This window comes from Bradyrhizobium sp. MI1.10 (genome assembly GCF_055811035.1).
Genome location: NZ_JBVVPN010000041.1, coordinates 39,024 through 52,337 on the forward strand (window position 1 = coordinate 39,024; position 13,314 = coordinate 52,337).

At 64.5% G+C, this 13,314-nt stretch carries 10 protein-coding genes; 1 reads left to right on the forward strand and 9 read right to left on the reverse strand.

The window, feature by feature from the left end; genetic code table 11:
• Positions 1–3 precede the first annotated feature (3 nt).
• From AC0L3K_RS31920 to AC0L3K_RS31950, 7 genes are all read right to left on the reverse strand, one after another.
• The gene (locus AC0L3K_RS31920; protein WP_473367534.1) at positions 4–1,980 is read right to left on the reverse strand and encodes an acetyl/propionyl/methylcrotonyl-CoA carboxylase subunit alpha; all 1,977 of its coding nucleotides are present in this window, start codon (positions 1,978–1,980) and stop codon (positions 4–6) included.
• Positions 1,977–3,593, reverse strand: a complete 1,617-nt coding sequence (locus AC0L3K_RS31925) for an acyl-CoA carboxylase subunit beta (protein ID WP_219679651.1) — start codon at positions 3,591–3,593, stop codon at positions 1,977–1,979. Before AC0L3K_RS31925 ends, AC0L3K_RS31920 begins: the two co-directional genes overlap by 4 nt.
• 113 nt (positions 3,594–3,706) lie before the next feature.
• Positions 3,707–4,573, reverse strand: coding sequence for a beta-keto acid cleavage family enzyme (locus AC0L3K_RS31930; protein ID WP_354200187.1), 867 nt, complete (start codon positions 4,571–4,573; stop codon positions 3,707–3,709).
• A gap of 192 nt (positions 4,574–4,765) precedes the next feature.
• Entirely contained in the window at positions 4,766–5,566 is an 801-nt protein-coding gene (locus AC0L3K_RS31935; RefSeq protein ID WP_219679664.1) for a helix-turn-helix domain-containing protein, read from the reverse strand.
• 298 nt (positions 5,567–5,864) lie between these two features.
• On the reverse strand, positions 5,865–6,521 hold the full coding sequence (locus tag AC0L3K_RS31940; RefSeq protein WP_007598049.1) for a glutathione S-transferase family protein: 657 nt from the start codon (positions 6,519–6,521) through the stop codon (positions 5,865–5,867).
• Complete coding sequence (locus tag AC0L3K_RS31945; protein ID WP_354200188.1) at positions 6,521–7,684, reverse strand: acyl-CoA dehydrogenase family protein; 1,164 nt, start codon at positions 7,682–7,684, stop codon at positions 6,521–6,523. The genes AC0L3K_RS31940 and AC0L3K_RS31945 overlap by 1 nt, the downstream gene beginning before the upstream one ends.
• Before the next feature lie 123 nt (positions 7,685–7,807).
• Positions 7,808–8,944: an acyl-CoA dehydrogenase family protein gene (locus AC0L3K_RS31950; protein WP_354200189.1), complete on the reverse strand. Its 1,137-nt coding sequence runs from the start codon at positions 8,942–8,944 to the stop codon at positions 7,808–7,810.
• 265 nt (positions 8,945–9,209) lie between these two features.
• Here AC0L3K_RS31950 and AC0L3K_RS31955 point away from each other — a divergent pair, with 265 nt between their 5' ends.
• Entirely contained in the window at positions 9,210–10,760 is a 1,551-nt protein-coding gene (locus AC0L3K_RS31955) for an acyl-CoA synthetase (protein ID WP_473367535.1), read from the forward strand.
• A 98-nt stretch (positions 10,761–10,858) separates the two neighbouring features.
• On the opposite strand, the gene AC0L3K_RS31960 is transcribed toward AC0L3K_RS31955, so the two are convergent.
• Positions 10,859–12,283 carry a glycosyltransferase family 2 protein gene (locus AC0L3K_RS31960; RefSeq protein WP_473367536.1) on the reverse strand — a complete coding sequence of 475 codons (1,425 nt, stop codon included), beginning with the start codon at positions 12,281–12,283 and terminating at the stop codon, positions 10,859–10,861.
• 135 nt (positions 12,284–12,418) lie between these two features.
• Positions 12,419–13,189, reverse strand: coding sequence for a helix-turn-helix transcriptional regulator (locus tag AC0L3K_RS31965; RefSeq protein ID WP_007598058.1), 771 nt, complete (start codon positions 13,187–13,189; stop codon positions 12,419–12,421).
• Between the last annotated feature and the right edge of the window lie 125 nt (positions 13,190–13,314).

A 13,314-nucleotide genomic window follows, 5' to 3' on the forward strand; every position in this document is an offset into this window, starting at 1 on the left:
GCTCTATCCAGCCCCGATCTCGGCGACAATCTTCCCCGTCGTCACCTGCTCGCCCTCGGCGACGTCGATCGCGGCGACGACGCCATCGATGCCGGCCTTGTGGACGTGCTCCATCTTCATCGCTTCCAACGTCAGCACCGGCTGACCGGCGGTGACGCGGTCGCCCGGCTTGACCAGGACGGCAACGACGCGGCCGTTCATGGCGGCACGGACCTTGCCGTCGCCGCCGTTGCTTGCGGCCGCCTTTGGCGCGGCGAGCGTGAAATCGGCGGCAGCGACCGGGATCCCGCGGCGCTGGACGTACAGCCGGTCGCCGTCGCGCAGGAATTTCGCGCTGTCCGTCACGCCGTCATGGCGGAAGCGGATCACGTCGAAATCGAGCTGGTCGATCTCGAACTTGTCCTGCCGGCCGTCGCTGCCAACAATGTAGCTGCCATCGCGTTCGCGCCAGAGTTCGAGCTCATACCCATGGCCTGCGATCTCGATCTTCGCCGGTAGCGGGAACGTTGCCGCGAGGCTCCGTCCGCGGCGCCACGCCGGTGCCTGCGGGTTCGTGACGTAGAGCAGCAGGCCGGCCAAAGCGATATCGAATGCGGCGTCCGCGCGCGGCGCCAGCAACTCGTCGCGGTGCGCGCCAATGAACGCCGTGGTCGCCTCGCCTTTGGCGAAGCCGGAATGACGCAGGCATGCCATCAGGAAGACCTGATTGGTGGTGACGCCGAAAGCGGTGAGCTGCTCCAGGCCGACGATCAGGCGCGCCCTCGCCTCCTCGCGTGTCGCGCCATGGCCGATGACCTTGGCGATCATGGAATCGTAGAACGGCGGAATCTCGGAGCCTGATTGCAGCGCGTGCTCGACGCGAATGCCGTCAGGCACCTGCCAGCGCGCCATGCGCCCGGACTGCGGCATGAAATCATGCGCGGCATCCTCGGAGCACAGCCGCACCTCGATGGCGTGGCCTGTGAAGTGAATGTCTTGCTGCTTGACCGACAACGGCTCGCCGCGCGCGACGCGCAGCTGCAATTCGACGAGATCGAGCCCGGTGATCGCCTCGGTCACGGGATGCTCGACCTGGAGGCGCGTATTCATTTCCATGAAATAGAATTCGCCGCTCGCGTCGAGCAGAAACTCCAGCGTGCCGGCGCCCTCGTAGCGCAGCGCCTTCACCGCGGCGACCGCGACCTCGCCCATCTTTCCGCGCAGTTCCGGCGTCACTGCGGGCGACGGTGCCTCCTCGATCAGCTTCTGGTGCCGCCGCTGCACTGAGCAGTCGCGCTCGCCAAGATGGATGGCATTGCCATGGCTGTCGCCGAACACCTGAATTTCGATGTGACGGGGATTCTGGATGGCGCGTTCGAGGATCACCGTCGGATCGCCAAACGCCGCCTTCGCCTCGGACCGCGCGCTCCGCAGTGCGTCGGGGAACGAATTGGCATCCGCCACGAGCCGCATCCCGCGCCCGCCGCCGCCGGCGACCGCCTTGATCATCACGGGGAAGCCGATCTTCTTGGCCTCCACGAGCATCACCTCGTCGCCCTGGTCTGCGCCCTGATAGCCGGGCACGACGGGGACGCCGGCCTTTTTCATGATCTCCTTGGCACCGGCCTTGTTACCCATCGCCTCGATCGCCTGCGGCGAGGGGCCGATGAAGACGAGCCCGGCATCCTTGCAGGCCTGCGCAAACTCCTCGTTCTCGGCGAGGAAGCCATAGCCGGGATGAACGGCATCCGCGCCGCTGGCCTTTGCGGCCGCAACGATCGCGGGAATGTTGAGATAGGACTGCGCCGGCAGCGGCTCGCCAATGCGTACGGCCTGATCGGCCTGTTGCACATGAAGCGCATTGCTATCCGCATCCGAATAGGCCGCGACGACGCCGAGGCCGAGCCGCCGCGCGCTGCGCATCACCCGCAGCGCGATCTCGCCGCGATTGGCGATCAGGACCTTGAAGAACGGCCGGTGCTGCGTTGAACCGTTCCTCATGGGCGAGCCACCGAAAACTGCATGCGTTGGGGTGTGCGCGCGTCGCCCTCGCGGCAGATGGCGAGCACTTCCGACAGCACCGCGCGGGTGTCGCGCGGATCGATCACGCCGTCGTCGAGCACGCGCGCGCTGGTCGAGAACACGTCCATCTGGCCGTCGAACACGCCGATGATCTGCGCCTTCATCGCATCGAGCTTTTCTTTTTCGACCGGCTTGCCGCGGCGGGCTGCGGCGGCTTCGGTGACGATCGCCATGGTCTCGGCGGCCTGCTCACCGCCCATCACGGCGGTCTTGGCGTTGGGCCAGGAGAAGCAGAAGCGCGGATGGAAGCCGCGCCCGCACATGCCGTAATTGCCGGCGCCGAACGAAGCCCCGCAATAGATGGTGATCTGCGGCACCGTCGCCGACGTCACCGCCTGGATCATCTTGGAGCCGTGCTTGATCATGCCGGCTTCTTCGTAGGATTTGCCGACCATGTAGCCGGTGGTGTTGTTCAGATAGAGGAGTGGCGTGCGGGTCTGGCAGCAGGCCTGGATGAAATGCGTCGCCTTGTTGGCACCCGCCGGATCGAGCGGGCCGTTGTTGGTGACGATGCCGATCGCCTGGCCCTCGATGCGGGCATGGCCGCAGACGGTGGCCGGGCCGTAGTTCGGCGCCATCTCGGTAAAGTCGGAATCATCCACGATGCGCGCGATGACCTGCTTCATGTCCACGGAGCGCTTGTGGTCCATCGGCATGATGCCGAGCAGCTCGTCCGGGTCGTAGCGCGGCGGCTTGTATTGCGCGGCTCCCTTGTCCGGCCGCTCCCATTCCAGCGCCGCCATGATCTCGCGCGCGATGCGCAGGGCGTCGCGGTCGTCCTCGGCAAGATAATCGCCGAGACCGGAAACCTGCGTGTGCATCTCGGCGCCGCCAAGCTCCTCCTCGGTTGCAATCTCGCCGGTGGCGGCCTTTAGCAGCGGCGGCCCGGCGAGGAAGGCGCGGGTGCGGCCACGGACCATGACGATGTAATCCGACAGGCCGGTCTGATAGGCGCCGCCGGCGGTCGAAGAGCCATGCGTCACGGTGACGACGGGCAGCCCGGCCGCCGAAAGCCGCGCGAGGTTGCGAAAGATGTTGCCGCCACGGACAAAGTCTTCGACGCGGTAGCGCAGGAGATTGGCGCCTGCGCTCTCAACCAGCTGGACGTAGGGCAGCTTGTTCTCCAGCGCGAGCTCCTGCACCCGCAGCGTCTTGTCCAGGCCGTAAGGTTGAAGCGCGCCGGCATCGATGCCGGAATCGTTGGCGCTGACCATGCAGCGGATGCCCGAGACGAAGCCGATGCCGGCGATGACGCCGCCGCCGGGCACGCTTTTGTCCGGATCTGAGACGTCGAACATGTAGCCGGCGAGCGTGGACAGCTCGATGAAGGGCGCGCCGGGATCGAGCACCAGCGCGACGCGCTCGCGCGGCAACAGCTGGCCGCGCTTGTGGAAGCGATCCTTCGCCGCCGCCGACGCCGCACGCGTGCGCTCTTCCAGCGCGCGCATGCGGTCGATCAGGCCGAGCATGCCGTCGCGGTTGGCGCGATAGGCGGCACTGCCGGGGGAAATGGTGTTTTCGAGAATGGACATGATTATTTCCTACCCGTCATTGCGAGGAGCGAAGCGACGAAGCAATCCAGACTGCCTCAACAGAAAGATTCTGGATTGCTTCGCTTTGCTCGCAATGACGGCTGGGGCTACATTCAGCGATTCGTCCCAAAAATCTTCCGCGCTTCCGCCGGGCTCGCGATCTCGCGGCCGGCACGGCGGGCGCAGGCGGCGATGGCCTCGATCAGCTGGCCGTTCGACGTCACCTTCTTGCCGTCGGCGAGATAGAAGGCATCTTCGAGACCGGTACGCAGATGACCGCCGAGTTCGGCGCAGCGCTGGTGCAGCGGCCAGATCTCTTCGCGGCCGATCGCGGTGACCTGAAAATGCCCTTCGGGACGCTTCAGCTTGATCAGGATCGGCAACAGATCGGGATCCGACGGCATGCCGGAGGCGACGCCCATCACGAAATTATATTCGAGCGGGCCCTTGTACATGCCGACCTGGCGGTACATGCCGACGCAGCGGACGATACCGACGTCAAAACATTCGAATTCGGGGATGGTGCCGATCGCGTTCATGACGTCGAGGTAATCCTTCACCTTCTCGACCGCATTGTCGAACATCATCGGCGGCCAGGCCCAGCTGTTGTCGGCCTTCACCTTCAGATAGTTCAGCGACCCGGCATTGCAGGCGGCGATCTCCGGCCTGGTCTCGCGGATGCAATCCAGGGCACCGCTGTAGTTCGGCCCGGAGACGCCCGAGGTGTGGTTGATGATCACGCCGGGGCAGGCTTCGCGGATCGCCTGCTGGATCTCCTTGCTGACGCTGACCTCCCAGGACGGCAGATGCCCCTTGTCCGGTGCCTGCTGGCGCAGATGGATGTGCATGATGGACGCGCCGGCATCGAACGCAGCCTTGGCCTCGCGCGCCATCTGCTCGGGCGTCACAGGCACGTTGTGCTGCTTCGGGTCGGTGAGCACGCCGTTCAGCGCGCAGGTGATGACAGCCTTGTCGCTCATGCCTTGAATGTCTCGCACGTTGATAATTCAACGTTTGCGATCATGTGATGGGCGGCATGCGGCTTCTTGCGCGGAGAAGCTGGAAAACGAGATGCCGTAGGGTGGTTAGCCGAAGGCGTAACCCACCTCTTAAGCTTCCTCGGAGGCAGAATTGGTGGATTACGCCTTCGGCTAATCCACCATACGAAGCGATCAACTCGCCTCCGCCAGCCTCACCGTCTCGGTGCTGCGATAAATCGCAAGATCCCGCGAGCCGACGAAGATCGCGCGCGGCTTCAGGCCGTAGAAGCGGCGGATCGAGTGGCTGAAATGGGTGGAATCGGGATAGCCGATGTCCTGCGCGAGATGGGCGAGGTTGAGGTCCTGGTTGGCGAAGTGCAGCAGGTGACGCGCACGCTTCCAGGCGCGGAAGGAGCGGAACGAGATACCCGTCTCTTCCTTGAACAGATGCAGGAAACGCGAAGCGGAGAGTCCGGCGTCCGCCGCACAAGTGTCCGCCGTCACAGGTTCACCCGTGAAGCGGCCGATCCGGGCGACCGCGCGCGTCACACGGGGATCGAGCACGCGGCGCGGCAGCGCTTCGCCAAAACACATCTCGTCGAATTCGGCGGTGGTGATGTCGCCGTAGCGACGCTGGCGCAGCAGCGCGTAGGCGGCGAGGATCTTGCGGGCATAGACGGCCCTGTCGGGTCCGGTGAGCCGCTCGGCCAGGATCTCGATCACGCCATCGGGCATGCTCTCCGGCTCCAGCGTCACGCTGATCGCGGTGCGGTAGTCGCTGGCAATGGAATGCCGCTGGTTCGGCAAGGTAACGAACAGCTCGCCGGTGGCGAGGGCATCGTCGATCGTCAGATGCAGGCTGCCCTTGACCGCGACATAGACATGACAGCAGCCGGGCGTTCGCTTGCGGGGGCGGCCGAGCAGGCCGGCATAGAACACCCGCTCCGGCGTGATCAGCATCAAATGGTCGGATTCGCGACCGGTATCTTCCATTGGGATCCTCCTCGCGCGGCTCTTTGGCCGCTGCGGACGGAGGTCACCTTAGCGGAAATCTGGGCGCTGTCACGGCGGGATAGCGCTATCATGAAGCGCAAAACAGCGGCAGTCCGGGAGCGTGGTGGACGACCCGGAACTCGTGCCAACATCGTCGTCCTGGACAAGCGCAGCGGACCGGAGCGCCGATCCAGGACCCATTACTCCAGTGGGAAGTTGCAGCGCCAGGGCGACAACCGCGACTCGTCGCCAAACAAATCCTTGGGGTAATGGGTCCTGGCTTTCGCCAGGACGATAATTACGCCCTCACTCTTGCTGCCACGTTCTGCTCGACGCCGGCTTGTTGCTCCGCAGCAACCGCGCGCTTGAAGCCATCGCGTTGCTGCAAGCGCGCCCAATAGGCTGCGACATTTGGCCCAAAATCCTTGGCGAGCCCGATATTGTCCGCGAGGCGGAGCGCGTAGCCGATCACGATGTCGGCGGCAGTGAAGCGGCCCGCGCACAAGGCCTCGGTATTTGCGGTGGCTGCCTCGACCGCGCGCAGGCGGCCCAAGAACCACTTGGCATAGTCGCCGGCGACCTGCGGATTGCGGCGCTCTTCCGGCTCGAGCTGGGTGTATCGGAGCACCAGCGTCTGCGGGAAGGTTAACGTGGCGTCGCTGAAATACATCCAGTTCAGGAACGCGCCATAGGCGGGATCTTCGGGTCCGACCATCAGTGGCGTCGGTCCATGCCTGGTGCCGAGATAGTGGCAGATGCCGGAGGACTCGGTCATTTTCGTCTCGCCATCGACCATGAAGGGAATCGTGCCCAGCGGATTGAGCGCGAGGTATTCCTTGGCGAAGACCCGCGGCGGGAATGGCAGCATCTTCAATTCATAGGGCAGCCCCATCTCCTCCAGCATCCAGAGCGGACGGAACGAGCGCGCGGCGTCGCAATGATAGAGCGTGATCATCAGGAACTTCCTTTGCTGCCGGGCAGCGTGCCCATCATCTTGCACAGGACCATCAGCATGACCTCGTCGGCGCCACCGCCAATCGATGTCAGGCGACTATCGCGATAGGCGCGACTGACCGGCGTCTCGTTGGTAAAGCCCATTCCGCCCCAATATTGCAAGCAGGCGTCGGTGAGCTCGCGCCCGAGCCGGCCGGCCTTCAGCTTGGCCATGGTCGCCAGTTTCGTGACATCCTCGCCGGCGACCAGCTGCTCGGCGGCGCGATAGATCAGCGCGCGCAGCAGCTCGACCTCGGTCTGCATCTCCGCGAGCTTGAAGTGGACCACCTGGTTGTCGAGGATCGACTTCCCGAAGGCCTTGCGATTGCGGGTGTATTCGATGGTCTCGTTGATGATGTATTCGTGCGCCTTCAGGCAGGCCGCCGCACCCCAGAGCCGCTCCTCCTGGAATTGGATCATCTGGTAGGTAAAGCCCTTGCCCTCCTCGCCGATCCGGTTGCGCTTGGGCACGCGGACGTTGTCGAAGAAGATCTGCGCAGTGTCGGAGGAGCGCATGCCCAACTTGTCGAGCTTGCGCGCGACGGTGACGCCCTTGGTCTTCATGGGCACGCAGATCAGCGACTTGTTGCGGTGAACGGGTCCGTCGCCGGTATTGGCGAGCAGGCAGATCCAGTCGGCCTGGGTGCCGTTGGTAATCCACATCTTGCCGCCATCGATGACATAATCGTCGCCGTCCCCGCGCGCATTGGTCTTGATCGATGCGACATCGGAGCCTGCGCCGGGCTCGGAGACGCCGATACAGGCAACGTAATCGCCCGAGATCGAGGGCGCCAGAAACTCCCGCCGCACCTCGTCCGAGCCGAACCGCGCCAGCGCCGGCGTCGCCATGTCGGTCTGCACCCCGATCGCCATCGGCACACCGCCGCAATTGATGGCGCCGAGTTCCTCCGCCATCATCAGCGCGTAGGAGTAATCGAGGCCGGAGCCGCCGAATTCGACCGGCTTGTTCAGCCCGAGAAAGCCGAGGCTGCCCATCTTCCTGAACAGCTCGTGCGCCGGGAAGATGTCGGCTTTTTCCCATTCATCGACATGCGGATTGATCTCGTTGGCGATGAATTTTTGCAAGGAACGGCGGATCTCGTCGTGGTCGGCGGTGAACAGCATTGCTTTCCCTTTGTCATTCCGGGGCGCGCGAAGCGCGAACCCGGAATCCATTCTTCTGCGACATCTGCGGCTCGATGGATTCCGGGTTCGACGCTACGCGCCGCCCCGGAAAGACGGCGTCCTTCACAACCCCATCTGCCGCGACGCCAGATCCTTCATGATCTCTTCGGTGCCGCCGCCGATCGCGTTGACCTTGACCTCACGATAGATGCGCTCCGCCTTGATGCCGCGCATGAAGCCTGCGCCGCCAAAAATCTGCACGGCCTCCGAGGCGCAGAATGCCATGGTCTGGGTCGCCTGGTTTTTCATCATGCAGATTTCGGCGACCGGGCTGTCGCCCTGCTCCAGCCGCCAGGCCAGCATCTCAAGCATCGCTTGCGAAGCGGCGACCTTCTGCGCCATGTCGACGATCTTGTGGCGGATCACCTGGTGCTGCGCGAGCGGCTTGCCAAAGGTCTTGCGCTCCTTGGCGTAGGCGATCGCCTCGTCGAGGCAGACGCGCGCGAACGCGGTGCAGCCCGCCGCCATGCCCATGCGCTCGCTGTTGAAATTCCGCATGATGATCTTGAAGCCATGGCCTTCCTCGCCGATCAGGTTTTCCGCCGGTACGCGGCACTCGTCGAAATGCAGCGTCGCGGTGTCAGAGGCCCACCAACCCATCTTCTTCAGCTTTGTCCGCGACAGGCCGGGCGTATCCCCCTCGATCAGGAGCAGGCTGACGCCGCCGGCGCCCTCGCCGCCGGTGCGCACCGCAACGGTCAGATAGTCGGCACGCATACCCGAGGTGATGAAGGTCTTCTCGCCGCTCACGACGTAGTGATCGCCGTCGCGCCGCGCCTTAGTCCGAAGCCCGGCGACGTCGGAGCCGCCGCCCGGCTCGGTGATCGCGAGCGCTGAGATTTTCTCACCCGCGAGCACCTGAGGCAGCACGCGCGCCTTGACCTCGGGGCGCGCGGCCCGCGCGACCGGCGGCGAACCGATGGTATGGCTCATCAAGCTGGCGCTGATGCCGCCGGCGCCAGCCCGCGCCAGCTCCTGGCTGGCGAGGATCTTCATGAACTGGTCGGCGGCGATCCCACCATATTCCTCGGGGAAACCGAGTCCCAAGAGCCCGATCTCGGCCGCCTTGCGATAGAGCGCGCGCGGGAATTCGCCGGCCTCGTCCCACTCGTGGGCGAAGGGCGCAATCTCCTTGTCGACAAAGCGACGCATCACCTCGCGAAAGGCGTCATGCTCGACGGTATAGAACGGGCTCATCATCGCACTCTCGCCTCGCTGGCGGATTCGTCTCGTCCACCATGGCCGGAACCTTGGCGGCTCACTTGCGCGGAGTGGCTGGCCGGCGGCCGCTTCCGAGCAGCGCCCGCTCTAGCAACTCAACGCAAGACGATTTTCACCGCTCGCGCGCCAACTCCGGATCAAAAAAAGGCGTGGTGCACAAACTCCGGCTGGCCCCAGGGCCATGCCGGGCATGGTGCATGGCAATAGGGACGCGGGCGGCACCAAACCGCCGAGGGAGGAATTCTTGGCCGTTCGTTACTATGACTGGATCGCCCATTATGGCCGCCGCACGCCGAACAAGATCGCGGTGATCGACCTCGCGAGCGGGCGCCGCTTCAGCTATGCGCAGCTCGATGCGCGTATCTCTCGTCTCGCTTCATTTCTGCGCCATACGCTGAATGTCTCGCGCGGCGAGCGGGTCGCCGTGCTGGCGCTGAACGCGACCGATACGCTGGAGGTGCAATTCGCCTGCGGCCGGCTGGGCGCGATCTTCGTGCCGCTGAACACCCGGCTCACCGTTCCCGAACTCCAGTTCATCACCGCAGATTGCGCCCCGAAGGTGATGATCCACGACACCGATCTCGCCGAAACGGCGCTTGCCGTGGCAAGGCTCTGCGGCATTGAGACGAGCCTGCTGCTTGGCCCCGGCGGGACTTACGAGGCCGGCATCGCCGCCGCAAAGCCACTCGAGAAAATCGAGGAGGTGACCCTCGATGACGTCTCGACCATCATGTACACCTCCGGCACGACGGGTCATCCCAAGGGCGCCACCATCACCCATGGCATGACCTTCTGGAATTGCGTCAATCTCGGCGGCCCCGCCTGCATCGGGCCGTCCTCGGTGCTGCTCACCGTGCTGCCGCTGTTCCACACCGGCGGACTGAACTGCTACACCAACCCGGTGCTGCATGCCGGTGGCACCGTGATGATCATGCGCGCCTTCGATCCCGGCGCGGCGCTCGGTCTGATCAACGATCCCGCGCAGGGCATCAACGTGTTCTTCGGCGTGCCCGCGATCTACCAGTTTATGGCCCAGCATCCGGCCTTCGCGACCACCGACCTCGGCAGGCTCATCGTCGGCGGTGTCGGCGGTGCACCAATGCCGGTGCCGCTGCTCAAGGTGTGGGAGGCGCGCGGCGTCGCGCTCCAGCAGGGCTACGGCATGACCGAGACCTCGCCGGCCGTGCTGGTGCTCGACCGCGAGGATGCGGCACGGAAAGCCGGCTCCGCCGGCAAGCCGGTGCTGCACACGGAAGTGCGCATCGTACGTCCTGATGGCAGCGACGCCGATGTCGGCGAGCTCGGCGAACTCTGGGTCAAGGGACCGAACATCACGCCCGGCTACTGGAACAGGCCGGAGGCGAACAAAACGTCGTTCACCGACGGTTGGCTGCACACGGGAGACGCGACACGCGTCGACGAGGAAGGCTTTTACTACATCGTCGACCGCTGGAAGGACATGTACATCTCCGGGGGCGAGAACGTCTATCCGGCCGAAGTGGAGAACGTCCTGCACCAACTCAACGCCATCGCGGAAGCCGCCGTGATCGGCATTCCCGATGTGCAATGGGGCGAGGTCGGCCTCGCCATCGTCGCGGCCAAGCCCGGCCAGCGGTTGACCGAGGCCGATGTCTTCGCACACTGCGCGGCGAATCTCGCGCGGTTCAAATGTCCACGCCAGGTCCGCTTCGTCGACGCGTTACCTCGCAACGCCACCGGCAAGATCCACAAGCCGACCTTGCGCAAGGAATTCTCGGTCACTTCCGAAGTCGACAAGAAAGCCGCCAACGCCTGATGAAAGCGCTCCTCTCGCGGGCGCTTTTCTTTTGTGACATGCCTGCTCCACCCCAGAAGAAACCCCAGGGAATTTTAACGAATTTTCATGAAGGGCCGCTATTCTCTTCGGCGAGCGCGGGGGGGTCCCGCGCTTTCGACCTCGATTATGTCGTGGCCGACGTCGATGCCCGCGACGGCCAGACCGAGACGACGAGAATCGCCGACGCCCCTGAACACAGGGCATGCCCAGGCGAGGGTGGCGATACCTGACGGCGGCAGATCGAGTCTCAGCGTGTAGCCGTCATAACCGGTCGCGACCGCCTCGGGAGCGACGGGCGTGCCGTCGACATAGAATCGCGTGTCGATCGTATCCAGCGGCGCGCGAAGCGCGGGGCTTCGAACGCGAAGGATGGTGCGGCCAGGCATCCCCTTGATGCGCACGGCAGCCTCCGGTTCGCTCCAGCGGAAAGTGTAACCGGCGGAGAACTCCTCGGCATGGAATCCGATCTGCGCGATAACGTGGCCACCAAGAAAGCCGTCGACAGACCGCGCATCTCGCCCGAGACGATGAATGCAATCGAGTCTCTGATGCCGGATCAGCGCAGCGATGTATCGCCGCATCCATCGCGCGATCGCCTCGCTCGATCCGGCGGCCGTCAGAACGACCAGCACGGCCCGCGCGTGCCATGCCCCCAGCCGCGTGAAAGCGCGCGCGCCGAGATCGCCGAGCAGCGCCGGCACGGCCCAACGCCATAACGCCAGCAATTTCTCGCCAGACCGTCCTCGGCCGCCGCCAGCGAGGCTGTAGCGCAGGAGCGCGTTCAGTGCATTGCGGGCGAGCGACGTGCCGGCCTCACTCCGCGAGCTCCACTCGATCGGAACGTCGAGCAGCTCGCTGCCGGGATCGTTGCGGGCCTCGCTCAGATAGCGAATCTCGCCTTGCACGAAGTCGAGCGTGAATTGCTTCAGCTCGTCGATCTCGCCGACATAGTAGTGATGGAAGCGCGCCTCCTCGAGATAGCCTATGGAATGGCCTCTCGCGTGATAGGCGGCGGCAAGCACCCATTCGGCGAAATGACCGAGCTCTTCGCGCAGGCCGCCGCATTCCCAGTAGACGTCTCGCCGCGTCACGAAACACTGATCCAGCACCTTGCGCCAGGGATGCTGCTTCATACCGAACTCGATGTCGGCCTTGTACATGGCGGCCTCTGCCACGGATAACCGGTTATGGCAGATCGGGATCGAACGGCAGGAAAAGCCGGCCCAGTCGGGATGAGCATCGATCGCGCGAATGCAGAGTTCGATCACGTCGGGTTCGGGCCGGCAGTGCGATTCCGTGAAGAACAGATAGCTGCCGCGCGCCTTCGTCGCGCCAAATGCGCAGAGCCCGATGTCGTGTTCGGAATCGGTGAATTCGAGTCGAGCCCTGTTGCCGGCCAGCGTCTTCAACTGCTCGCGTGCCGTGAAATCCGGTGGCACGACCAAAATGATCTCGTAGAGCGATTTGTCGGCAGTCTGCGACGTCCAGCCGAGCCAGGACATCTCCCACTGCCCTCGGTGAGATTCGAGCGGGATAATGATTGAGAACAGCGGAGATTCGCCGTCATCGAGTGCGGGCGCGTCCTGCATGTCCCCTTATAGACGCATGCCGCGTCATTCCGGATAATTTCCTGCGGACTATACCGACAGAAACAGCGCGAACGATTCTTCCACCGTTCGGCGCAGGTGCTTTTGGTACAGTTCATGGTTGGCATCGCCGGGCGCGACCCGACCCAGCGAGGGCTTCGCGAAGTTTCGAAGCGGCACATAGGCGATCGGCGCTGCGATCGGCGTCAGCTGCGAGCCGGGGCCGGCGCGGAGCGTCGAGATGATCCCGTACATTTCGCCGGCGACCGTCGGCCGCGACACGGTGATTACGCGATGCTGGCCATGCTTGATGATGACGAGATAGATGAAGCCGGACTGATGCGGCACGGCGACCTCGCCGGTGTGTTCATAGGCGGCATCGGTCCGCTCCCCCTCGCGGAACACCAATGAGGAGACCTTCGGCTCCCAGACGATCTCGGTGCGGTAGGCGAAGATCGCGTCCTTGTCGCCGAACGACGGTCGCAACGTGATGTAGACGTCCTCGAGCCAGGTCACCGCGCGATGCGCATAGGAGCCGAGGCTGTCGGGCGCGACATCGTTTGCGGCCGGAGGCGTCACCACGGCGGCGCTTCTGCGCAGGGAGACGCCCAGCGCCTGCTCCAGCCGCACTGTGGTCGCCAGTGTGAACGGCCGTCGGCCACCGAGCACCTTCTCCAGCGTCGACAGGCTGAGCTTGGCCTGCTCGGCCAGCGCCTGCCGGGAGATCCGGCGCCTGGCGAGCTCCTCACGGATGGTCTCCGCAATCTCGCGGCTCTGCTCGTCCGAAAGCTGCTTGTCGGTGAATTTGTCCTGCGTCTGCATCGTGGCTCTGCTCCAGGACAGCATCCTAGCAGGGCGGACAAACCAGCACAAAACCGCACTTGGCCATCTCGGAGGCGGCCGGCCGGGCCGGCCGTGGCGGAACATTGCCGATCATTCTGCTCGCG